At 34.1% G+C, this 25,371-nt stretch carries 20 protein-coding genes; 16 read left to right on the top strand and 4 right to left on the bottom strand.

Annotated elements, in window-relative coordinates:
- The first annotated feature begins 169 nt into the window (after positions 1-169).
- From pfkA to Q1A01_RS15705, 3 genes are all read left to right on the top strand, one after another.
- Positions 170-1,156 carry a 6-phosphofructokinase gene (gene pfkA, locus Q1A01_RS15715; RefSeq protein WP_299682913.1) on the top strand — a complete coding sequence of 329 codons (987 nt, stop codon included), beginning with the start codon at positions 170-172 and terminating at the stop codon, positions 1,154-1,156.
- 14 nt (positions 1,157-1,170) lie between these two features.
- Positions 1,171-2,172: a type I glyceraldehyde-3-phosphate dehydrogenase gene (gene gap, locus Q1A01_RS15710; protein WP_299682911.1), complete on the top strand. Its 1,002-nt coding sequence runs from the start codon at positions 1,171-1,173 to the stop codon at positions 2,170-2,172.
- Between the two features lie 73 nt (positions 2,173-2,245).
- The gene (locus Q1A01_RS15705; protein WP_299682909.1) at positions 2,246-3,112 is read left to right on the top strand and encodes an N-acetylglucosamine kinase; all 867 of its coding nucleotides are present in this window, start codon (positions 2,246-2,248) and stop codon (positions 3,110-3,112) included.
- 158 nt (positions 3,113-3,270) lie between these two features.
- Here the strand turns inward: Q1A01_RS15705 and Q1A01_RS15700 are convergent, their stop codons facing one another.
- Together Q1A01_RS15700 and Q1A01_RS15695 are read right to left on the bottom strand one after the other, a co-directional pair.
- Entirely contained in the window at positions 3,271-3,651 is a 381-nt protein-coding gene (locus tag Q1A01_RS15700) for a RidA family protein (protein WP_299682907.1), read from the bottom strand.
- 92 nt (positions 3,652-3,743) lie between these two features.
- Positions 3,744-6,497 (bottom strand): putative LPS assembly protein LptD, encoded by a 2,754-nt coding sequence (locus tag Q1A01_RS15695; protein WP_299682906.1) that lies wholly within the window; start codon positions 6,495-6,497, stop codon positions 3,744-3,746.
- A gap of 185 nt (positions 6,498-6,682) precedes the next feature.
- On the opposite strand from Q1A01_RS15695, the gene Q1A01_RS15690 reads away from it, so the two are divergent.
- From Q1A01_RS15690 to Q1A01_RS15660, 7 genes are all read left to right on the top strand, one after another.
- Positions 6,683-7,801: an N-acetylmuramoyl-L-alanine amidase gene (locus tag Q1A01_RS15690; RefSeq protein ID WP_299682904.1), complete on the top strand. Its 1,119-nt coding sequence runs from the start codon at positions 6,683-6,685 to the stop codon at positions 7,799-7,801.
- Between the two features lie 62 nt (positions 7,802-7,863).
- Entirely contained in the window at positions 7,864-8,814 is a 951-nt protein-coding gene (locus Q1A01_RS15685; RefSeq protein ID WP_299682902.1) for an MlaD family protein, read from the top strand.
- A gap of 21 nt (positions 8,815-8,835) precedes the next feature.
- On the top strand, positions 8,836-10,170 hold the full coding sequence (locus Q1A01_RS15680; RefSeq protein ID WP_299682900.1) for a (Fe-S)-binding protein: 1,335 nt from the start codon (positions 8,836-8,838) through the stop codon (positions 10,168-10,170).
- Entirely contained in the window at positions 10,160-10,486 is a 327-nt protein-coding gene (locus Q1A01_RS15675; protein ID WP_299682899.1) for a hypothetical protein, read from the top strand. Before Q1A01_RS15680 ends, Q1A01_RS15675 begins: the two co-directional genes overlap by 11 nt.
- Before the next feature lie 8 nt (positions 10,487-10,494).
- Positions 10,495-10,929: a phosphoheptose isomerase gene (locus Q1A01_RS15670; RefSeq protein WP_299682897.1), complete on the top strand. Its 435-nt coding sequence runs from the start codon at positions 10,495-10,497 to the stop codon at positions 10,927-10,929.
- 107 nt (positions 10,930-11,036) lie between these two features.
- The gene (locus tag Q1A01_RS15665) at positions 11,037-11,828 is read left to right on the top strand and encodes a (Fe-S)-binding protein (protein ID WP_299682895.1); all 792 of its coding nucleotides are present in this window, start codon (positions 11,037-11,039) and stop codon (positions 11,826-11,828) included.
- 160 nt (positions 11,829-11,988) lie between these two features.
- Positions 11,989-12,477: an ABC transporter ATPase gene (locus Q1A01_RS15660; RefSeq protein ID WP_299682893.1), complete on the top strand. Its 489-nt coding sequence runs from the start codon at positions 11,989-11,991 to the stop codon at positions 12,475-12,477.
- 12 nt (positions 12,478-12,489) lie between these two features.
- On the opposite strand, the gene Q1A01_RS15655 is transcribed toward Q1A01_RS15660, so the two are convergent.
- Complete coding sequence (locus tag Q1A01_RS15655; protein WP_299682891.1) at positions 12,490-13,950, bottom strand: M20/M25/M40 family metallo-hydrolase; 1,461 nt, start codon at positions 13,948-13,950, stop codon at positions 12,490-12,492.
- A 292-nt stretch (positions 13,951-14,242) separates the two neighbouring features.
- Here Q1A01_RS15655 and Q1A01_RS15650 point away from each other — a divergent pair, with 292 nt between their 5' ends.
- Together Q1A01_RS15650 and bshA are read left to right on the top strand one after the other, a co-directional pair.
- Positions 14,243-17,164: a glycoside hydrolase family 3 N-terminal domain-containing protein gene (locus Q1A01_RS15650; protein ID WP_299682889.1), complete on the top strand. Its 2,922-nt coding sequence runs from the start codon at positions 14,243-14,245 to the stop codon at positions 17,162-17,164.
- Between the two features lie 33 nt (positions 17,165-17,197).
- Positions 17,198-18,328 (top strand): N-acetyl-alpha-D-glucosaminyl L-malate synthase BshA, encoded by a 1,131-nt coding sequence (bshA, locus tag Q1A01_RS15645; RefSeq protein WP_299682887.1) that lies wholly within the window; start codon positions 17,198-17,200, stop codon positions 18,326-18,328.
- Positions 18,329-18,396: 68 nt separating this feature from the next.
- Here bshA and Q1A01_RS15640 read toward each other — a convergent pair whose 3' ends face one another.
- Entirely contained in the window at positions 18,397-18,888 is a 492-nt protein-coding gene (locus Q1A01_RS15640) for a hypothetical protein (RefSeq protein ID WP_299682885.1), read from the bottom strand.
- A gap of 84 nt (positions 18,889-18,972) precedes the next feature.
- Between Q1A01_RS15640 and Q1A01_RS15635 the strand changes: the two genes are divergently transcribed.
- The 4 genes from Q1A01_RS15635 (at position 18,973) to Q1A01_RS15620 (ending at position 25,056) form a co-directional block, all read left to right on the top strand.
- Entirely contained in the window at positions 18,973-21,879 is a 2,907-nt protein-coding gene (locus Q1A01_RS15635) for an FAD-binding and (Fe-S)-binding domain-containing protein (protein ID WP_299682883.1), read from the top strand.
- 128 nt (positions 21,880-22,007) lie between these two features.
- Entirely contained in the window at positions 22,008-22,175 is a 168-nt protein-coding gene (locus Q1A01_RS15630) for a hypothetical protein (protein ID WP_299682881.1), read from the top strand.
- A gap of 99 nt (positions 22,176-22,274) precedes the next feature.
- Positions 22,275-24,392: a sensor histidine kinase gene (locus Q1A01_RS15625; RefSeq protein ID WP_299682879.1), complete on the top strand. Its 2,118-nt coding sequence runs from the start codon at positions 22,275-22,277 to the stop codon at positions 24,390-24,392.
- Positions 24,393-24,405: 13 nt separating this feature from the next.
- Complete coding sequence (locus tag Q1A01_RS15620; RefSeq protein WP_299682877.1) at positions 24,406-25,056, top strand: response regulator transcription factor; 651 nt, start codon at positions 24,406-24,408, stop codon at positions 25,054-25,056.
- The last annotated feature ends 315 nt before the right edge of the window (positions 25,057-25,371 follow it).

Raw genomic sequence — 25,371 nt, 5'->3', positions numbered from 1 at the left:
CGCGAAAGCAAAAAAAGCCATTTTCTCCTCTTTTTTATCCCGAATATCAAACGACTGAAAAAAAGTTGTTAAACGAAAACGTTTGAAATTGTAAATAGTCGAAAATGAGGATGAAATACTTGAATAATCTAGGCTAAGTTTCCTAAATTTATTTTTTATTTGTTACCATATGAGCCAAAATATTAAGAAAATCGCAGTTTTAACATCAGGGGGAGACTCCCCTGGAATGAATGCTGCTATTAGATCTGTAGTACGTACATGCGCCTATCATAAAATATCTGCTGTAGGAGTTTATAGAGGATATGAAGGACTTATTGATGGTGATTTTATAACACTAGATGCACGTAGTGTAAGAGGTGTTATAAATAAAGGAGGAACATTTCTTAAATCAGCAAGAAGTAAGCGTTTTATGACCAAAGAAGGCCGTAAAATCGCCTATGATAAATTACGTGAAGAAGAAATTGATGCGATTGTCCTCATAGGAGGAGACGGAACGTTTACAGGAGGACTTGTCTTTAATGCAGAATATAATTTCCCGGTAATGGGTATTCCCGGGACTATTGATAATGATATTAATGGTACCGATAGAACATTAGGATATGACACCGCTTTAAATACAGCTGTAGATGCGATAGATAAGATACGTGATACGGCACACTCTCATGACCGTTTATTCTTTGTTGAGGTGATGGGGCGTGATGTAGGACATATTGCATTAAATGCAGGAGTAGGAGCTGGAGCCGAAGAAATTCTGATCCCAGAAGAAGATATGGGAATTGATAGACTTGTAGAATCGCTAGAGCGAAGTAAAAAAAGTGGCAAATCTTCCAGTATTGTTGTCGTAGCAGAAGGTGATAAAATAGGAAAAAGTGTATTTGAACTTAAAGACTATGTAGATCAAAATTTAGAAGAATATGATGTGCGTGTATCTGTTTTAGGACATATGCAACGAGGAGGGTCTCCAACTTGTTTTGATCGTGTTCTGGCAAGTAGAATGGGTGTAAAAGCAGTTGAGTCTCTTCTCGAAGGGAAAAGTAATTATATGGTAGGGACTATTCATGATAGAATGGAACTTACCCCGCTTGAAAAAGCAATAAAAGGAGAATCAAAAATTAATAAAGAATTGATACGTGTGTCAGATATAATGACCACATAATTTAATACAAACACATGGGAAATTTAAAATTAGGAATTAATGGATTTGGCCGTATAGGTCGTATCGTCTTTAGAGCAACTGTAAAACGCAGTAATGTAGATGTAGTTGCGATTAACGATTTACTAGATGTAGATCATCTAGCTTATCTATTAAAATATGATTCTGTACATGGACGTTTTGATGGTGATGTTTCTGTAAAAGATGGAAACCTTATCGTAGATGGAAAAACAATACGTGTAACCGCAGAGCGCGATCCTAAAAATTTAAAATGGGATGAAGTTGGAGCTACTGTCGTTGCAGAATGTACAGGAATATTTACAACCTTAGAAACAGCAGATTACCACTTGCAATCTGGAGCAAAGAAAGTAGTGATTTCTGCACCTTCTAAAGATGCTCCTATGTTTGTGATGGGTGTAAATGACGAGAAGCTTACCGCAGCACATACAATTGTATCTAATGCATCTTGTACAACAAATTGCTTGGCACCTGTTGCAAAAATTGTAAATGATAATTGGGGTATTAAAGAAGGATTAATGACAACTATTCATGCTGCAACCTCTACACAACTTACAGTAGATGGTCCTTCTAAGAAAAATTACCGATTAGGAAGATCTGCTATAAACAATATCATTCCTACATCAACAGGAGCTGCAAAAGCAGTAGGAAAAGTAATTCCTGAAGTAGATGGGAAATTAACAGGAATGGCATTTAGAGTACCAACAGCAGATGTTTCTGTAGTAGACTTAACGGTAAGTACAGAAAAAGAAACTTCATTAGAAGAAATTAAAGCCGCTTTTAAGAATGCAGCAGGAGGAGCTCTTAAAGGAATTGTAGGATATACAGATGAAGGTGTTGTATCTCAGGATTTTGTGAGTGATGCTCGCACAAGTATTTTTGATGCAGATGCTTCTATAGAATTAAGCCCAACATTTTTCAAATTAGTTTCTTGGTATGATAATGAGTTTGGATATTCAAATAAACTTGTTGATCTAGCCGAAAAAGTAAATGAACTATAAATAACAGATGTTTTCTTATACGAATCCTCTGTGGATTCGTATAAGAAAATGATTTGATAAGTATTCATACTCTATGATTTTAGTAGTTGATAGCGGGTCTACCAAGACCGATTGGATTGCCCTTAGTGATGAGGGTACTATGTTATTCCAAACACAAACGTTGGGATTAAATCCGCAAGTATTATCACAAGAAATATTAACAGAGCGTATTGTAAATAATTTTGAGTTATATAAACATAGAAATGAGGTAAGTCGTCTTTATTTTTATGGAGCTGGTTGTGGTGTAGAAAAGCCTCGAAAACTAATAAAAGAAGTCTTTGAAGAGTTTTTTAAAGAAGCACAGGAGATTATTATTAAAGAAGACACGTATGCTGCTCTGTATGCAACTATAGACACAGAACAAGCAGAAAAAGCTATTGTATGTATATTAGGAACAGGTTCTAATTGTAGCTACTTTAACGGAAGCGAAATTGAACAAAAAGTAATTTCACTAGGATATATCTTAATGGATGATGCCAGTGGAAATTACTTTGGAAGGCAATTATTGAGAGATTATAAATTCAATAATATTCCAAGTGATTTGTCTGCCAAGTTTGGAAATGCATATGATCTAAGTTCAGAAAATATAAAAAACCATTTATACAAGAACCCTAATCCAAATACCTACTTAGCAACCTTCGCACGTTTTTTAATAGAAAATAAAGATCATGATTACTGTCAGAAATTGATACGAAAAGGACTTTCTTTATTTATAGAAAATCAAATTTTCCAATTTTCAGATGCAAAAGAAGTGCCTATACATTTTGTAGGTTCTATCGCTTTCTATTTAGAGAAAGAGCTTGTAGCGTTGTTAGATGAGTATGGATTGATAAAAGGTAAAATATTAAAACGTCCTATAGATGGACTTGTATTACATCATAAAGATCATATTCTTTATTAATGTAATATCGTAAGAAATATGTACATTTTTGTATGTATACTAGGTGTTAGAAAAAATCCCATTCAATATAATGAATGGGATTTTTTATTTTACAGAATTTTAAAACTCTTTATTGGATCACTAAAGGGTTTTACACTTTAAAGCATGCCTTAGGCAGTTTATTTAATTGCAATTACAGAGATTTCTACATTTACATATTTAGGTAGATTTGCAACTTCTACAGTTTCTCTAGCAGGGGCTGTTGCATCATCAAAATAAGCTCCATATACTTCGTTAACTGCTGCAAAATCATTCATCTTGTTTACAAAAATGGTAGATTTTACAACGTCTTCAAAAGTCATGTTAGCGGCAGCTAATACTGCTTTTAGATTCTGCATTACAAGTGTTGTTTCATCTTTAATAGTTCCTTCAAAAAGTTTTCCTGTCTTTGGGTCTATGGCAATTTGTCCAGATGTATATAAGGTATTTCCAGAAAGTACAGCTTGATTATAAGGTCCGATAGGAGCAGGAGCATTTGGTGTTGAAATTATTTTTTTCATAATAGTATTTCGCGAAAGCGGAAATTTTATAATTAATTATATGTGTATTATCGTTGTTTAGGATTACAATCTAATATAGTAAAGATACTGAATTAGAGTCGCTCATCTGGTGCACGACGCTTATCATATTTTATATCACTGAGTAAGTTTCCTTTAATTCCTATAAAGAAATTCCAAGAGGATCGTGTACTGAAAGGAACCCAATTAAAACGTAAATTCCAACTTTCTAAGTCTCTACCAAATTGTAACGAAGTAAATGTAAATCCAGGATTTGCTAAGTCATATCCTGAGGAACCCCCAACAGTCCAGCGTTTTCCAAGTTCTATATCTCCACTAAAAACGAGAGAGTGTGTGCCAATTTGATTTTGTCTGGCACTATTGACATAACTTACCTCATATGAAACTCGTAAGTTCCAAGGAATTTTAAAATTATAAAACTGTATTTCTTGTTCTTCTTGATCTTCGTCATCTTCAGGTAATCCATTGCTATTTCCTGTGATATCTACACCGCCACCAAATAAATCATCAGGTCTTCCTCCAGCGGCAAAAGTTTGGTTTTGAGTTCGATTTGTATTTTTATCTCTCCCTTTTTCAAAATCTTTACTTGAGAAACTGTACCCGAAATTTGCTCGAGCACCTGTAATTCTGAAAAGACTCCCCCCATTATTGATATTAAGCGTGTTGATACGTGTATTATTACTATTTAAAGCATATATATCTAAGGAAGCACTAAAGTTAATTTCAAGTTTGTTTTCTACAATAGGAATCGCTCCGCTTACAGATATAGGTGATAGTCTCAAACTATCTGCTGTGATATTATAGGAAGTTCTAAAGTTTAGATTTCGTAGTAAAGCAATCTTTTTATAATCTTCGGTGGCAGCAGTATCTTTATCTCTTACTTTTGCTTCTATAACATTACTGACCCCTAATGACAGAGAGGCATTTTCTCTATTACTCGGAGCTCCTAATAAACTCCCTTCAAACCTAGAAAACTCAACAGTTTCTGTAAGATCTGTAGCAGTAGGGTCATTAGGATCTGTACGTTGATAGCTCTCAAAAAACTGATCAAAAGCAGGCGTATAACTAATGGCTATATTGGGACGAATAACATGACGAATAGATTCAATTTTGCTTCCTTTTTTAAAATTAAAAAAGCCATAAAGAGTCGTTCCTAAACTAGCACTTGTACCATAGGTTCTATAAGAAGCTATGCCATTAACAGTATCTCTTACAACCTCATTATTCTCCTGATCAAAAGATTGGTCTATAGTCCTAAAAACAGTATTCTCCGTGTAATTAGCACCTAAAGTAGCACTAATGTATTTAGCAACTTTGAAATTGGTAGAAATAGGAATGGTTTGCTGTATACTTGAACGGCCATCTCTAAACATTTCTGAAGTAAAGAACAGACTATCTGTAGTTACATATTGATTATTAGCTCTTAAAGAGTAATTAAAGTTTATGTTTTGTATAATCCCTTTTTTAGACCCGCTTTTAGGGGCAAATGGGAATATACGATCTACATTTACTTGTGCAGATGGAAGTGTTAAATTGATCACTTCTGTTTGAGAGTTCTGAGAGTGTGTTGCAGCGACTGTTACATTTACAGGCGTTTTACCAGGAAATGTACGAGAGTATGATACAGAAGAACTAAAGTTGTTTGTTAAGAAGTTACCTGTATTACTTTGATTTATAGATTGCTGGAAGAAATCACTGCTTCCTAAGTTTACAGAAGCAGAAAACCTACTATTAGGACTTGATTTTTGATCTTGTGTATGATTCCAACGTATATTGTAAGTGTTTGTTTCAGAAAAATCAGGAAGCCCACGTTCACTAGCTAATATTTTCTCAAAATTGAAACTTAATCGTCCGTTAAATTTATAACGTAACCTATAGTCAGAGTCTGCCCGTAATGCATAACTACCATTGGTATAATAATCTCCAGTAATCGCAAGATTGTAATAATCACTAAGTGCAAAGTAATACCCTCCATTTTGTAAAAAATAACCTCTCTGTCTTGTTTCTCCGGGGCTTGGAATAAGGAAACCTGAAACACTTTGTTGTTTATTTAGAGGAAAAAAAGCAAATGGTAATCCAATTGGTGTAGGTACATCTGCAATATACATATTAGTAAGCCCTGTAACGAGTTTCTGACCAGGTACAAACTTTACTTTACGCGCATAAAAATAATACTCAGGATCATCTAGGTTTTTACTTGTTGTAATTTTTACATTACTCATAAATACCACAGAATCATTAACACGCTTACTTATTTCTGATTTTAAATTAATTTCTTGCCCTCCTGCGCCTTCAACTCTAGAACCATAGATTAATGCCTTTTCAGAGTCAAAATTAAATTTAATAGAATCTGGCATTACTTCATTAAGTCCTTGTTTAAAAATAGGAATCTGAGTGTATACGCCACTAGTATCTTTTATTCCTTTGGCGAATACAGTGTTTTTTTCATAATCTAGAATAATTTCACCAGCATTTATTTGAATATCTTCATAAATAACTTCGGCTTCATTATACAGAAATATCTTTTTCTTGCTTCTGCTTATGCGTTCGTAATCGGTAGCTTTGTACGTTACTTTATCAGTAAGCGGTTCTTTTTTGGTTCGAACAGAATCAGGGCGTATAGTGTTTCTTACATTAATCGTTGTGTCTTTAAGGGTTTGCTTTCGCGAAAGCGTATCAAGCGATTGTTCAATAACCTTGGAAGAATCTGGATCTTTCTCTGCGGGTATGGCATTATTCTTGGATGGAAACTCCTGTGCGACCATTAAAAATGGGCAAAGCAAGAATAAGCAAATGAATAAAGAAAGGTGTACAGTTTTTGTTTGCAATGCGATTAATCCTATTTTTGTGTGACAAGCATCATTTAAAGTGCCAAAATTACATATATTTTTCGGGTTGAAACCTAATTCTTGTAATTTTGAAAATAACTAGTAAATAATTTACGTTAGATATGGTATATTCTATTAATAATACTGCTAACTAACGCTTAAAAGATTAGATTTTGATAAAAAGGATGCGTAATTTGATTTCATTTAGTATTTATTTAACGCTACTCTTTAGTTTTGTTAATGTAAATGCGACTTCTTTAACACAAATACCCTCTAAGAAAAAGTTTAAAGTGGTGCTTGATGCAGGACATGGAGGAAAAGATCATGGGAAACCTTCAAAAGCAGGATCTCCAGAAAAAGATATTGCTCTTAAAATAGTACTGGCACTTGGAAAACAGTTAGAGAAGAATAAAGATATAGAGGTGATCTATACCCGAAAGACAGACATATTTATAGATTTACACGAAAGAGGCAAAATTGCCAATAAAGCCGAAGCTGATTTATTTATATCGGTACATTGTAATGCACATACATCACAAGCTTATGGCGCAGAAACGTATGTATTAGGATTACACCGTAACGCCACAAATCTTAATGTAGCAAAAGCAGAAAACGCTGTGGTTTTTTTAGAAGAAGACTATGAAGAAACCTATGCACAATACGATTTAAACTCTCCAGAGTCTGCTATAGGTTTAGAATTAATGCAAGAAGAGTTTTTAGATCAAAGTGTATTTTTAGCTTCCTTAGTTCAAGATAATTTTAGAGAAAAACTAAAACGTAAAGATCGCAGTGTAAAACAAGCTGGATTTATTGTACTACATCAAACAGTGATGCCTAGTATACTTGTTGAAACAGGTTTTATTACAAATACTAAAGAAAGAAAGTATTTAAACTCTTCTAAAGGACAACTAGCACTCGCAAATTCAATAGCATCTGCTGTAAGAACATATAAGTCAAAAGTGTTTAGTTATCTAGATAATGAAGCGATAGCAGGAGCAGAGACTGTCGTTACAGAAGTAAAAGATGAAGAACCAGATAAGATTGTAGAAGGAGTAACCTTTAAGGTGCAATTGGCTGCAAGTAAACGTAAGTTAGATACAAAACCCTATAATTTTAAAGGTTTAAGAAATATTTCAAGACTGAAAAAAGGAAAAGTATTTAAATATTATTATGGTGCTACCTCAAATTATACAGAAATAAAGAAAAAATTAGAAGAAGCAAAAGTAAAAGGCTATACTACAGCGTTTATTGTTTCTTTTGAGAAGAATAATATTCAAGTCCCATTAAAACAAGTGTTAAATTAATAGTTCCTTAAAGCCAAGGTTCTTATTAAATTCCTACATTTGTCTCCTGTATAAAACATTATATGCTTAAAATCTCTAAAGAAGTCAGAACGGGAATACTAGCAATCATTGCTCTAGTGATTGTTATAGGAGGCTATAACTATCTTAAAGGCCAGAATTTATTAGATAAGAACAGAAGTTTTTATGCGCTATACGATAATGTAGAAGGACTTACTCCTGGTGCTAATGTAACGATCAACGGACTTACCGTTGGAAAAGTGATCTCTATTAAATTTGCGGATAAAGCAGGAATGTTAAAAGTACATTTTAATGTAGTAAGTGACTTTGAGTTTTCAAATAAGAGTATCGCCAAGGTATATGGTATAGGCTTTATTAGCGGAAAGAACCTTGCTATTGTTCCTAATTATGATGGAGAACTAGCAAAAGATGGTGACACGTTACCTTCAGAGATAGACAATGGTATTATGGAGCTGGTTACTGAACGATTAGAACCACTACAAGCTGTCATAGAATCTGCTATTAATGATACAGACTCTCTTGTGAAGTCTGTTAATACAGTACTAGATAAAGATACGCAGCGTAATTTGAAAGAAGCAGTTGCTAATTTTGCTGTAATTTCTAGAGAGTTAAAAACAACTTCTAGATCTATGAATGGGCTTTTAGCAGACAATAAAGAGAAGCTTACAGGTACTATTTCTAATTTTGAAGAGATATCAACTAATTTTGCAAAGTTATCAGATTCTTTATCTCAAATTGAAATAGGGACTTTAATATCAAATTTTGAAAACTTGGCAGCAGATTTTGAAGGAATCGCAAATAATCTTAAATCTGGCAAAGGAACGGCTGGAAAGCTTTTGCAGGATGACCAAGTTTATGTAAATTTGGAGCGTACCACAAAACAGATGGAATTATTGTTACAGGATATGAGATTACATCCTAAGCGATATGTACATTTCTCTCTGTTTGGCAAAAAACCAAAGGAGTATAATCCGCCTAAAGATTCGTTACGTTAGGTGGAATACTAACTAACGATTATGCAATACATACCTAACATTCTATTTTTAATAATCCTTGTTCTAGGGATTGGTTTTTTTACAAAAAACATTAAGAAGTTATTTCGCAATATCAAACTTGGAAAAGATATTGATAGAACAGATAACAAGCCATTGCGTTGGCGTAATATGGCAAAAATTGCTCTAGGGCAATATAAAATGGTAAAACGTCCAGTTTCTGGAATACTACATGTTGTTGTCTATGTAGGGTTTATCATTATTAATATAGAAGTATTAGAGATCATTATAGATGGTCTTTTTGGTACTCATAGAATTTTTGGATTCTTAGGAGGTTTCTATGATTTTTTAATTGGAAGTTTTGAAATACTAGCATTTCTTGTTTTTGTAGCGGTTGTCATTTTTTGGATTCGTCGTAATGTAATACGCCTTAAACGTTTTTTAAATCCAGAAATGAAAGGATGGCCAAAAATGGATGGAAATCTAATTCTCTATTTTGAAATGGTGTTGATGACATTATTCTTGGTCATGAATGCTGCCGACTTACAATTACAAACCATAGGAGCAGATCATTATGCTTCTCAAGGAGGTATTGTAGGCGCTTTTCCTATCAGCCAGTATATAGCTCCTTTATTTCAAGGGATGTCAGAATCATCTCTTGTTATTGTTGAACGAGGTGCTTGGTGGGTACATATTATTGGAATTTTAGTTTTCTTAAACTATCTATACTATTCTAAGCATTTACATATTTTATTGGCATTTCCAAATACATGGTATGCAAAGCTAAAACCTAAAGGGCAACTAGATAACTTAGATGCAGTTACTAAAGAAGTGCAACTTATGATGGATCCAAATGCAGATCCATTTGCAGCACCAGCAGAAGATGAAGGAGATCCTGAAAAATTTGGAGCTAGTGATGTATTAGATCTAAACTGGGTACAACTTATGAACTCATATAGTTGTACAGAGTGTGGGCGTTGTACAAGTGAATGTCCAGCTAATCAAACAGGAAAGAAATTATCTCCTCGTAAGATTATGATGGATACCCGAGATCGTTTAGAAGTTGTAAGTAAAAACATAGATAAGAATGGAAGCTTTCAGCCAGATGGTAAGCAACTTTTAGATGATCATATAAGTAAAGAAGAGTTATGGGCGTGTACTACTTGTAATGCTTGCGTAGAAGCCTGTCCTATTGGAATTGACCCTCTAAGTATTATCTTGGATATGCGTCGTTATATGGTGATGGAAGAGAGTGCTGCTCCAAGTGATCTTAATAATGCAATGACTAATATAGAAAATAATGGAGCTCCATGGCCATTTAATCAAATGGATAGAGCCAATTGGATAAATGAAAGCTAAACACATTGTCATACTATTTCTCTTAAGTTTCCCTTTTTTAGGAAATGCACAACGTAGTTGGAGAGAAGATAGTTTACAATTTAAAGTATATACAAGGATTTATTTTAACAAACAAAAACAAATAGACTCCGTAAAAGTACAAAAGATCACTTGTGATTATTGTTCTCAAGAACAAGTGTTAGCTTTATCTGAAGAAGCATTATTTAGAACAAGAATGGATCTTAATGATCCTAATTTAAAAAAGAAAGGAGTCCACGTACAGGCTCATTATATACGAATAAGTAAAAAAGATTTTCAATCAATTAACAACAATTAATCTAAGAGATGAAAAAGGAAGACGTAGAAAAATTATTAAGTGAAAAGTTAGAAGATGGTGAACACGTAAGTCCAGTATTGCCGGATGGAATGAAGAATTATCTCATAGATATAGATGGAACTATTTGTGATGATATTCCTAATGAAGAGCCAGAAAGAATGCTTACAGCACAGGTGTATCCAGATGCATTGAAAACATTAAATAACTGGTATGATCAAGGGCATATTATTTGTTTTTTTACTTCTCGTACAGAAGAACATAGAGGATATACAGAAACATGGCTAAAACAACATGGATTTAAATACCATAGCTTATTAATGGGAAAACCTAGAGGTGGAAATTACCATTGGATAGATAACCATTTAGTAAAAGCTACTAGATATAAAGGAAAGTTTACAGAATTAGTAGACAAAGAAGTTACCATTCAAGTTTTTGAAGATTAGAAGATAATAATTTCGCTTTCGCGAAAGCGAACTTGTGAGACTTGCCTGCCTACTGGTATGCTCACGACCACAGGGGAGAGCGAAGCGTTAATGCAGAAACATATACTATGAGTGAACCACTAAGAGTACCTACCATGGCCGAATATATGGCGCAAGGCAAGCAACCAGAAATTTTATTTTGGGTTGGTTGTTCAGGTAGTTTTGATGATAGAGCAAAAAAAATAACAAAAGCCTTTGCTCGTATCTTAAATAAAGCCAATGTAGATTTTGCAGTATTAGGGGCAGAAGAAAGTTGTACGGGAGATCCAGCCAAAAGAGCTGGTAATGAATTCCTTTTTCAGATGCAAGCTGCCATGAATATAGAAGTACTTAATGGCTATGAAATAAAGAAGATTGTAACCGCATGTCCTCATTGTTTTAATACCATTAAAAATGAATATACTTCATTAGGCGGAAACTATGAAGTAGTACATCATACGCAGTTTCTAAAATCTCTATTAGAAGACGGTCGTCTTAAAGTAGAAGGCGGTAAGTTTAAAGGAAAACGTATTACATTTCATGATCCTTGTTATTTAGGTAGAGCAAATAATGTGTACGAAGCACCACGCGATTTATTACGTAAGTTGGAAGTAGAGCTTGTTGAAATGCGTAAATGTAAAACAAATGGGCTTTGTTGTGGCGCTGGTGGAGCACAGATGTTTAAAGAACCAGAACCTGGAAATAAAGATGTAAATGTAGAACGTACAGAGCAAGCTTTAGAAGTAAAGCCAGATATCATTGCTGCTGGTTGCCCATTTTGTAATACAATGATGACAGATGGTGTCAAGAATAAAGAAAAAGAAGATAGTATAGAGGTATTGGACGTTGCAGAGATGATTGCTTCTGCCGAAGATTTATAAAACCAATAACTATATGGAGCCTTCTAATCGTAAGAAAAGATTTTCTATTATTGATTTTATCTCTATTCCAGGAGGGCTTGTTATCTTAATTGTTATTATTAGACTTTTGTATCGTTATTTTGTATACGATTCATTTAGTCTATTTTAAAATATAATATACGTGTTAGCAGATTTTAATACACTTCCTGCTCAATCTAGAGTATGGATATATCAAAGTGATAAAAAGTTTACAGAAGATCAGGTCGTACAGTTACGAAAAGATCTCTCAACTTTTCTCACTTCATGGACCGCTCATGGAGCTAATTTAAATGCTGGATTTGAGGTTAAGTATGATCGGTTTATTGTTATTGCATTAGATCAGTCACAAGCCTCTGCTAGTGGATGTTCTATAGATAGTCAAGTACGTTTTATACAAGCTATACAAGAAGATTTAGGAGTCGATTTATTAGACAAAATGAATGTGACCTATTATCAAAATGATCGTATTCATTACAAACCTCTTGTTGATTTTAAGAAAATGGCAAAAGATGGAGCGATAGGTAAAAAAACAGTGGTGTTTAATAATCTAGTGACTAATTTAGAAGAATACCTTCATCATTGGGAAGTGCCTGCTATTGAAAGCTGGCATAGCCGTTTTTTAAAAAAATAAGCGCTATTCAATTTAGCGAACTATCAATTTCTTTACAATAGGAGTATTACTATTTTCTGTAGTAATAGTAGCAATATATATACCTGTACTTAATGTTGGTAATGCAACTTGATCTCTATCAGAGATAGCAGTTGTCGCAAATACTTCTTGCCCTTTAATACTATATAATTGGATGCTTTTAACTTCTTTTTGAGAAGACGTTAAATCATACGAAAGCATACCATCATTTATTGTTAAGTAAATAGAAGAAGCTAACACATCATTTACAGAAAGAGCTTCATTGTTTTTTGCAACTTCAATTAAAAATTCAGCACATAGTTTTGCAAATTTAGTAGCATGACTTGCTGTATTGGTAAGACTAAACATATCTCCAGTAGAGTGAATATTCCCATTATGCTGTCCGAAATTAGCTTCAAATGGAAATGCAGCTAAATACCCTTGTCCTGTCCAGCTTGCATGGTCTGAACATCCATAGTTACATACAGATGTACTGTAGGTTACCTGATGATCTCCAGAAGCATTGTAATGATCTAAAAGACTCATCATGTAATTAGTAAGCGTTCCGCTTGTAAAATCAGTGATAAACGAAACATCATTAGAAGAACCATTAAAGAGGGTCATGTCAAATTGAGAAACCGCAACTACATTTACGTCATTGGAGGCATATTCACTCGCAATTTCATTAGATCCTACTAGACCAATCTCTTCTGCAGCGTATGCCATAACTTCTATAGTTCTTTTAGGAACAAAGCCTACTTCAAATAATGCTCTTGTAGCTTCTGTAATGGTTGCAATTCCTGAGGCATCATCATCAGCTCCTGGTGCATTATCATTTCCTTGATTGGAGGTAGAATCTAAATGTCCACCTACAATCACATATTCTTCTGGAATTTCAGCACCAGTAATGGTTAAAATAACAGATGGCATTTGCGTATTTGAATGTTCAAATAAACGAACACTCACATCAGTTCTGCCATATTCGGCAGCCATTTCCTCCCATTTTGCTTTTAAATCTACTGCCGCTTGTGTAGCCGAAGCTCTATTATGATATCTTGTGCCATAGTTTTCTAATTCAAGAATATGGTCTTCTATATTTTGTGTTTGTATAAGATCTAACGTCGGAATTACGGTTGCATCTTCCGTAATTGAAAAATTTAATGCTGCTCGAGTATTATTTTCTAAGATATTTTGAGGGTTCTGAATGGCAGTAATTGCTTCTTCTTCAGAATTCCTATATATATACCCAGGACCATGCGTAAGAATTCTATCGTGTAGCTTATGACTTCCTGTTTCTGTCATCCAAACAGCAACCTCATTACGGAACGTTGATAAAATCTCAATATCATTAGGAGCATCTTTTACAAGTGCTTTTGCATGATGCAATGACATGGTAGCATAAAACCCATCTTGATGTTGCGCAGTGACGTTTAAAGAAATTAAAAGACAAATTGATAGAGTGTAAAAATATTTCAAAGCTTTTTTTTACTAAAATATTAAAATTGCACACTAAAGGGGTATACTTTTATAATAATTAACGTTGCGATATACGTTTTAGGGATTTTTTACGCTATAAGGTATGGTTAATAATATTTTGTTAACTTTTTATATGCTTTCGCGAAAGCGTATGCAATCTTAGTAAATTCGTAATACAGGTAATATGTTAACGTATTGCATGTAGTACACCCAACTTACTTCTTCATGGCATTATAATTGTTTTTAAAGAGGCGAGTACTAGTAATGAGTCGTTTTTAATAGTTATTGATATATGCAGTTTAGGAAATACCTTCTTTTTCTTAGTTTTATTTACATTTCGCTTGGTGCTGTTGCACAGCAATCATATCCACTTTATACCAATGATATAGAATCTCAACGTACATGGGTTGATAGTGTGTATACTTCCATGACGGTAGAGCAACGCATTGGACAGCTATTTATGGTAGATGTTTTTTCTAGTGATCCAAAAGCAAAAGTTGATAAAATACGCGCACTTATTAAAGAACAACATATAGGAGGAATTATTTTTTCTAAGGGAGGCCCTATGCGACAAGCCAAATTGAATAATGAATTTCAAGAACTGGCTACGACACCTTTATTAATTGGAATGGATGCAGAATGGGGATTGTCTATGCGATTAGATAGTACCTATGCCTTTCCTTGGAATATGACTTTAGGAGCGATACAGGATAATCGTATTGTAAAAGATGTGGGAGCACGTGTAGGAGAACATTGTAAACGTTTAGGCGTTCATATTAATTTTGGACCTGTCGTAGATATCAATGTAAATCCAGCAAATCCTATTATTGGAAACAGATCTTTTGGAGAAGACAAAGTAAATGTTACAGAGAAAGCAATTGCCTTTTTAGAAGGAATGCAAGGTGCTGGTGTTTTAGGAAGTGCCAAACATTTCCCAGGCCATGGCGATACAGATCAAGATAGTCATAAAACATTACCAACATTAGATTTTACATTAGATCGTCTCAAAAATATTGAAATGTATCCCTATAAGCCTATCATAGAAGCAGGGGTTGCAAGTGTGATGGTCGCACATTTGAATGTGCCTAATCTTGTTCCAGAAGATGGGTACCCAACATCTATTTCACCAACGGTAGTGACAAGTGTTTTAAAAGATAGTTTGCAGTTTCATGGACTGATCTTTACAGATGCTCTTAATATGAAAGGAGCTTCTAATTTTAAGGAGCCTGGTGAAATTGACCTCGCAGCTTTTAAAGCAGGAAATGATATTCTTTTGATAAGTAATGACGTACCGTCGGCAGCAATAAAAATTAAAGCAGCATTAGAAAACAATGAAATTACAGAAGAACGTTTAGCACATTCTGTAAAAAAGATTCTCTATGCCAAGTATAAAGTGGGGTTATCTAATTACCAGCCAGTAGCAACAGAAAACCTCGTTAAGGATTTGAATACTACGTTAGATGATATTGTATATAGTGAAGCGATTGAAAATGCAATCACACTTACAAAAAATGAAAAGTCCTTACTTCCTGTAAAAAACTTAGATAATAAAAAAATAGCTTATGTGTCTTTAGGAGACGACTCTGGAAGTCATTTTTTAAAGGAGATGCGTAAGTATACCAATATCTCGCATGTAAAAGCGACATCACTTGATCAGATGATCACAAAACTTAAAAAGTATAATTATGTCATTGTAGGATTTCATAGGTCTAATGCAAATCCTTGGAAATCTTATGCTTTTACAGATGAAGAAAAAACATGGTTGTATGAGATCGCTCGTACAAATGATGTTGTATTAGATCTTTTTGTACGTCCGTATGCAATGCTAGATTTATTGTCTACTACAAACATAGAAGCGGTTGTTCATAGTTATCAGAATAGTAAGATTGCACAGCAAAAAAGCGCACAACTTATTTTTGGAGCGATCCCAAGTAAGGGAAAACTTCCTGTTTCGTTAAAAGAAACACCTATGGGGTCGGGTTTTGAATCTGGAACCTTACGAAGACTTTCGTACGGAATTCCAGAAGAAGTAGGGGTGAGTTCAGATAGTTTGAGTAAGAAAGTAGATGCTTTAGTACGATCAGGGATTACACAAGCAATGATGCCAGGTGCACAAGTGCTTATAGCACGTAAGGGGAAAGTGATTTACAATAAAAGTTTTGGATATCATACATACAATAAAAAGCGAAGAGTACGCCCTGATGATGTATATGATGTTGCCTCTATGACAAAGATTTTAGCATCATTGCCATTACTTATGGAGTTGCGAAGCCAAGGTTCGATTACATTAGATGATACACTAGGAGAATTGATTCCAGAATTAAAAGGAACCAATAAATCTAATATTACTTTACGTAAAGCATTATCACATTATGCACGTTTTAAAGCATGGATTCCTTTTTATTTAGCGACACTAGATACGGTTACTAAAAAACCGTCACAAGAATACTATAGAAAAGCCTACTCAAAAGACTTTAATATTAAAGTAGCTGATGAGTTATACTTACGAAGTGATTATACAGATTCTATCATCAAACGTATTGGTGAGAGTGATCTGAGAGATCGACTTTCTTATAAGTATAGCGATTTACCATACTACCTAATGAAGAAGTTCTTAGAAGATTATTATGGTAAAGATTTAAATAAACTTACCTCAGAACGTTTTTATACCTCATTGGGGGCAAATAGAACGGGGTATAAACCATTAGATCGATTCTCTAAAAAATCGATTGTTCCTTCAGAAAATGACACCTATTGGCGTAATCAAAGAGTACAAGGATATGTACATGATATGGGGGCAGCAATGCAAAGTAATATAGGTGGACATGCAGGATTGTTTAGTAATGCCAATGATGTCGCAAAACTCATGCAAATGTACCTTCAAAATGGCTATTACGGGGGTAAACGATATATATCTAAAGAAACGATCGAAGAGTTTAATACCTGTAATTACTGTAATAAGAATGTGCGAAGAGGTGTAGGGTTTGATAAACCCCAACTCTCTGGAAGTGGCCCTACCTGTGGTTGTGTATCAATGGCCAGTTTTGGACATAGCGGATTTACAGGGACCTATACTTGGGCAGATCCAGAACAAGATCTTGTCTATGTATTTTTATCAAATCGTACATTTCCTACAATGGAAAATCGTAAATTAGTCACGTCGGGATTACGTACCAGAATTCAAGAAGCGATCTATGAATCTATAATTGACTAGTACGCTTTCGCGAAAGCTAAAAAAGAAAACTACATGAAAATTGCTATAGTTTGTTATCCTACATTTGGTGGTAGTGGCGTTGTTGCTACAGAACTCGGGATAGCGCTCTCTAAAAGAGGACACGAAGTTCACTTTATAACCTATAAACAACCAGTTAGATTGGCGTTACTGAATGAGAAAATTCATTTTCATGAAGTAAATGTACCAGATTACCCTTTGTTTCATTATCAACCGTATGAGTTAGCACTTTCGAGTAAATTGGTACGTATTATCAAGAAACAAGGTATCGATATTTTGCATGTGCATTATGCAATACCACATGCATATGCAGGCTATATGGCTAAAGAGATGCTGAAAGAAGAAGGTATTCATATCCCAATGGTGACTACGCTGCACGGAACAGATATTACACTTGTAGGAAGTCATCCATTTTATCGTCCAGCTGTTAGTTTTAGTATTAATAAGAGTGATGTGGTAACTTCAGTTTCTGAAAGTTTAAAAAAAGATACATTACGCCTTTTTGACATTACAAGAGCGATAGATGTCGTTCCAAACTTTATTGATGTAGATGGCTCTAATAATGGCTTTACAGATTGTCAAAGAGAGTTAATGGCCAATGAAGATGAGCGTATTATTACACATATTAGTAACTTTAGAAAAGTAAAACGTATTCAAGACGTTATTGAAGTCTTTTATAGGGTACAATTAGAATTACCTGCAAAATTACTTATGGTAGGAGAAGGACCAGAAAGAGAAGGAGCAGAGCAACGAGTAAAAGAATTAGGAATAGAAGATAAAGTTCGTTTCTTAGGAAATAGTAATGAAATAGATAAAATCTTATGCTTTTCAGATCTTTTCTTATTACCCTCTGAAGCAGAGAGTTTTGGATTAGCTGCATTAGAAGCAATGGTTAACGAAGTTCCGGTAGTCTCTAGTAATGCAGGAGGAATTCCAGAAGTAAATATAGATGGTATTACAGGGTATCTATCTAATGTAGGAAATATAGCAGATATGGCACAAAATGCCATACGTATTCTACAAGATGATGATACGCTAAATACATTTAAAAAGAATGCCAAGCAAGAAGCAAGAAAGTTTGACATACAAAATATCGTACCATTGTACGAAGAACTCTATGAAAAAGTATTAGTAGGGAAAGTTTAATTCTCTAGTTCTAAAATGTATAAAAAAACCGAGGCATATGCCTCGGTTTTTTTATACATTTTTTCTAATTAAAATTGATATCGAATACTTAAAGCGATATCAAACTCTAGACTGTCATCTATATCATTTAAGATCCCTATTTCAGGTCTAAAGTCTAATGATAATAATAAAGGAATATCAAAATTATATTCTATACCTATCGTTCCTGCAGCATTTAGAAAAAACTCATTGATATCTTCATCTCCTCTAAAACCATCATCAAAATCAAAAGAACCTCCAGCAGCTCCAACGCCTGCATACCAGTTAAAATTCCCGTCTAGTCGCCATACCCATTGGTAAATACCTGTAAGGCGTATGGCATTAAAGTTATTGGCACTTCGCCATCCAAGCCCTAATTCTAAGCGATTATTATCCCCTAATCCGCGTTGATAATTAACCTCTGTTCCAAATCCATCATTATCACCTACACGTATCCCTATAGCGTTTTGGGAGATTTCTTGAGCTTGAGCAACAGCTATAAATCCTAAAAATAATAAGAAACTAAAAAGCGTCTTCTTCATAAAGTTGAGTTTTAAATTGATATTAGTAAGTTATGTTGCTATAACGTAAGATACACCATAAAATTTTGATGTATTTTTGATTATATGCTTATGTCCTTTGAACAATTATCACGCCAACTTTCTGGAGAACTTCACTCAGATGCATTACATAAACGAATTTATGCAACAGATGCATCCGTGTATAGAAAAGTTCCTCAAGCAGTAGCGTTTCCAAAAGATACGAGCGATATACAGCGTTTGGTTCTTTTTGCAACAGAAAATAATACAACGCTTATTCCTCGTACAGCTGGGACTTCGCTAGCTGGACAATGTGTAGGCGACGGTATTATAGTAGATGTTTCTAAACATTTCACTAAGATTATTGATTTAGATATAGAAAAACGTCAAGTAACAGTGCAACCTGGTGTGATAAGAGATGAGTTAAATGAATATCTAAAACCACATGGATTATTCTTTGGCCCCAATACCTCTACGGCAAACCGATGTATGATAGGAGGAATGGTTGGAAATAACTCTTCAGGGACTACTTCTATAAAATATGGAGTAACCCGAGATAAAGTAGTTCGATTAAAAACAGTACTTAGTGATGGGAGTGAAGTTGTTTTTGAATCAATGTCAGATATACGCTTTCGCGAAAAATGCCAATTGTCTACTTTAGAAGGGAGTATCTATAAAACACTCAAAGAATCCTTATCATCATCAGAAGTACAAGACCAAATCCATGCTGAATTTCCAAAACCAGAAATCCATAGACGTAATACAGGGTATGCTATAGATGCGCTTATACATCAACAACCATTTTCAGAAGAAGGAAATCTATGTAATCTCTGTTCTTTATTAGCAGGTAGCGAAGGGACACTAGCTTTTACTACAGAAATTACACTTCAACTTGATGAGTTGCCACCTGATCAAGGAGTGTTAATTGCCGCTCACTTTGAAACGCTTCAACAATGTTTAAAAGCCGTTTCATTAACCATGCAGCATGATCTGTACACTTGTGAAATGATGGATAAGGTCATTCTAGATTGTACAAAAAATAATAGGACACAATTAAAAAATCGATTCTTTATAGAAGGTGATCCTGCTGCGATCCTTACGTTAGAAGTTCGAGATTCTACTATAGAAAAAGCACGTGCTCAAGCAAATGCTTTAGTAGACGATATCCAAGCTTCTGGTCTTTCTTATGCCTATCCTATATTAGAAGGAAAACAGATTGATCAAGCAATGGAACTCCGTAAAGCGGGTTTAGGCTTATTAGGAAACATTATAGGGGATCGCAAAGCGGTCGCTTGTATAGAAGATACTGCCGTTGCACTTGAAGATTTAGCATCCTATATAGATGAGTTTACAGCAATCATGGATGCTTATAAACAAGAAGCCGTGTATTATGCACATGCAGGAGCAGGAGAGTTGCATTTGCGGCCTATTTTAAACCTTAAAGAGTCTAATGATGTTGTTTTATTTAGAAAAATCACCACAGAAGTAGCCCAACTTGTAAAGAAATATCAAGGCTCAATGAGTGGAGAGCATGGAGACGGTATTGTACGCTCTGAGTTTATTGCCTATATGATAGGAGAAAAGAATTATGAACTCCTAAGGAAAATAAAATACACATTTGACCCAAAATCTATATTTAATAAAGGTAAAATTGTGGATCCATTATCTATGGACACCTCTTTACGTTATGAAATAGACAGAGAAGAACCTGAGATAACAACACTTTTGAATTTCAATGATCAAGAAGGTATTTTACGATCTGCAGAAAAATGTAACGGAAGTGGTGACTGTCGTAAACTTCCTAGTGCAGGCGGAACAATGTGTCCTAGTTATAGAGCTACTCGTAATGAAAAAGATACCACAAGAGCTAGAGCCAATGCTTTACGAGAGTTTTTAACAACATCAGAAAAAACAAACCCTTTTGATCATGAAGAACTTAAAGAAGTATTTGATCTTTGCGTAAGTTGTAAAGCCTGTGCCAGCGAATGTCCTAGTAATGTAGATGTGGCAACGCTAAAAGCAGAATTTGAATATCAATATCAAAAGTCACACGGAAGTTCACTGCGTACTAAGTTATTTGCACATACAACAAGAATCAATAAATTAGGAGCTAAAGCCCCTGCGTTATATAATGGATTACTTAAAGTAACTGGTGGTCTAACTAAAACAACTCTTGGAATTGCAAAGGAGCGTAGTCTTCCGTTACTGAATCCTTATAAAAGGAATACAAATCCTGAAATAACCTCTTCAAATAATACTATTAAAGATGTTATTCTTTACGTTGATGAGTTTTCAGAATATTTGGATGGTGATATTGCGCATGATGCCACAGCACTTTTAAAAGGTCTTAATTATCATATTACTATTTGGACAGGGAAAGAAAGTGGCAGATCCTATATTTCAAAAGGTTTTTTAGAAGAAGCAAGAGTATTAGCAAATATTATGATAGCAGATTTTAATCAGCTTTCTGATGAAAATATACCTATTTTGGGAATAGAACCTTCTGCAATACTTAGCTTTAGAGACGAATATCTACGACTTGCTGATGATGTAGAGAAGGCGAAAAAACTATCTAAAAGAGCGTTCTTGATAGAAGAATTTTTACATCAAGAAATTAAATTAGGAAATATTAAAACTGAGCAATTTTCCGCGGAAGCGAAAAAAATAAAAATTCACGCTCATTGTCATCAAAAGGCTCTTTCTTCCGTTGAACATACGTTTGCGATATTAAACTTACCAATAAACTATAGACCAACCGTCATTCCTTCTGGCTGTTGTGGGATGGCAGGAAGTTTTGGATATGAGAAAGAACATTATGATATCAGTATGCAAATGGGAGAACAAACCTTATTTCCTGCAATTCGTAAAGCAGATGATACCGTTATTATAGCTGCCAATGGCACAAGTTGTAGGCATCAAATTAAAGATGGAACACAACGTACTGCCTTACATCCAGTCACGATCTTAAAACAAGCCTTAATTACAGATTTCTAAAAGAACCAATATTTTCATCGCATCGATATCTCCTTAAATACAAGGAGAAAAATGCACTTGATATTAACGATTGACTAGCAAATGTCTTATCAAGAAATTTGTCATCTAATCATTAAATATTTAGAACTATGAAAATTACAGGAACCATTGAATTTGATTATGAATACGAAAATGTAAATCTGATGCATCCATCTGATGATCCAAAAGAAGATCCACGACCAGATGAGGAAGATGAAACTGTCAATCCACAAACTCAAAACGGAGAAGAAGGGGAGATAAAAGAAAAAGGTAAGTAATTTATAAAGAAAACATTACATTACTCGAAGGCTTTACTATCTTTAAATACTAAAGAGAAGTTAAAGCCTTTTGTGTTTTAGTTCTTCAATACGTAAACTATGAAATTTAAGAGAGCCATATGTTGTTTTTTACTACCTTTTGTAACCTTTGTTATGTACGGGCAGAAACGAATGCAAATTGATAGTTTGCAGAAAGTCATAGTTAATCAGTCAGGAATAGAAAAAATACATACGCTTAATGAATTAGCTTGGGAGTTACGTAGAAAGAAAGACTCTACGGCTATTCATTATGCACTTGAAGCATTGGCATTAAGTAAAGAGTTTGCATATACCAAAGGAATTTCTGATGCAATAACTCGATTAGGGGACATATCTAGAAGTCAAAAGCTATTTTCTGATGCTAAAAATTATTATTTAGAAGTCTTAAAAATTGACCAGAAAAATGGATACACATCAGGAATTGCCCGAGCAAATAATCAATTAGGCCTCATTCATAAAAAAGAGAGTAATCATGTACAAGCTCTTGCATACTTTTTAGAAAGCCTAGATGCTTATGAAAAAATTAAAAATTATAAAAACGCCCTAATAGTATCACGTAATATAGGAGAGCTATATGCGTCATTTGAAGATTATGGAAATGCCTTAAAATATTTTTTAAAAGAAGTAGCATACGCAGAGGAAGTTAACAATAAAAAAAATATTGCAATTGCTTATACAAATTTAGGAGCATTACAAAAAAAGCAGCGTAACTATAATGAAGCCTTTGCTTATTTTGAGAATGCTAAAAAAATCTATCAAAATCAACAACTTCATAAAGAAGAAATCGATGTTAGAATACGTATAGGAGCTGTATTAGATTATTTAAATCAAGACACAAAAGCAATACAAACCTATGATACTGTTTGGAAACTTATCAATACCTATAAAGTAGGCGATCGAAGCGCATTTCATCATAATCTAGCAACCTTTTACAAAAAGAAAGATAAATTTGATTCAGCACTCTATCACTTTCAAAAAAGTAAACACCTTTTTGAAAAAGAAAACAATCAATATGGCCTGGCAACCTCTTATAATAATCTTGGAAATTTGTATTATGAATTGAATGACTTTCAGAAAGCATTATACTATTTAAGAAAAAGCCTCACACTGCAAAAAAAAGATAAAAAGGTTGCTCTTTCGGAAAAAACATATGCATCAATTGCCAAGGTTTACAATACTATAAATAAACCTGAACAAGCATATGCTTATAAAGATTCTGCGTATACTATCAGTAAAGAAACTGCTTCAAAGATTAAAACCTCTGACCGTAATGAAGTCTCTTATTTAAATGAAAAACGAATAGTCGCTGCATTTAAAAATAAGCAAGATTTAGCCGAAGCTAGTGTACGTCAAAAAAATACTATTATTGTAAGTTTACTTACAGCATTAATACTTTCTACAGTATTATTTTTTTACGTTTATAAATCTAGAAAACAAAAACAACAGCGCATTTTAGCTGAAGAACGTCTCCAAAAGCAAGAACTTATCGCATTGCAAGAACGTAATGTGCAGGAACAAAAAATGCAACAAATACTCAAATCACAAGAAATGAATGCTATTAATGCCATGATTAATGGTCAAGAAGAAGAACGTAAGCGTATTGCTCAAGATTTACACGATAAATTAGGAAGTATGCTTTCTGTAGTAAAAATACATTACCAATCTGTAGAAGAAAACATGGAACGCATACAAGCAGATTCAAAGTTACAATACGTAAAAGCAAACCAACTCCTAGATGATGCCTGTAAAGCTGTGCGGGAAATTGCTCATAATATGGTATCTGGAACCTTAGCGAGATTTGGATTAAAACCCGCGTTGGAAGAATTAAAACAAACCCTTGAAGAAGCTAGCGAGCTTAAAATTAATTTAGTAATTCATAAACTAGAAAATCGATTAGATACTAAAAAGGAAATGCAAATCTATAGGATTATTCAAGAACTATTGAATAATATTATAAAACATGCGCAAGCCACAGAAGTAACTATACAATTACTTAAAAACAAAAAAGGAATTAATATCGTAGTAGAAGATGATGGAACTGGATTTGATATTTTTCAAACCCAAGATGGATTAGGACTTAGAACAGTTGCTTCACGGGTTGCTGAGATGAAAGGAGCACATTTTATAGATTCAAGTGAAGGCAATGGGACTATTGTGACTATAGATGTACCCTTATAACAAGAAACAAATCATGACAGAAAAAAAGAACATACGTATTATCATAGCCGATGATCATCAATTATTTATAGATGGATTAAAATCACTATTAATACACCAACCCCACATAGAGGTAATAGGAGAAGCTGCAAATGGGGTAGAAGCCATACAGTTAGTTAGAGAACATGAAATTGATATTGCTGTTTTAGATATTAATATGCCAGAATTAGACGGCACAGAAGCGACCAAAGTTATTAAAAAAGAATTCCCACACGTTAAAACCTTAATCCTAACAATGCACGATGAGAGCTCTTTTATACGTGAGTTAATGGTTGAGTTAAGTGCCGACGGCTATATTTTAAAAAACAGAGGAAAAGAAGAATTTGTAGAAGCTTTAGAAACCATTGCTTCTGGTAAAGAATACTTAAAAGGTGAAGTGCTAAGCACATTGCTCAAAGGTGTAAAAACACCACAGGTTCAAAACATACATTTGACCAATAGAGAACTGCAAGTACTCCAACTCATTATAGAAGACCATACCTCAGGAGAAATCGCTGCCAAACTGAATATAGCTGTAAGTACCGTAGAAACCTATCGTAGAAACCTGATCGAAAAAACAGGCGTAAAAAGTTCTATTGGATTGGTAAAATACGCTTTAGATAATGATTTATATAAAAATGAATAATATGTATACGCTTTCGCGAAAGCATATACAATAATGACACAAATAGGTGTGACTCATCTCATTTTGAAAGGTATTCACAATATAGTTCATAGCAATAAAACATTTTTATAGAGGGATTTCAAAAATAGAGTAGTACTCTAAAATAGAGTGTTACTCTATTTTTATACTATAGTTATACCTGTAGATAAGCGCTCTATTTTTCTGGATCTATATCCTATGTTTAGGATAGTATAGCGGTATTTTACTTAATTTCCTGCATGCCAACTCCTTAAATCTAAGGAGATAACCCACTCCATAATATTACGGTTTTTTTGT

The sequence above is a fragment of the uncultured Dokdonia sp. genome (assembly GCF_947492815.1).
GTDB lineage: Bacteria > Bacteroidota > Bacteroidia > Flavobacteriales > Flavobacteriaceae > Dokdonia.
This window is presented reverse-complemented; position numbering and strand designations above follow the sequence as displayed.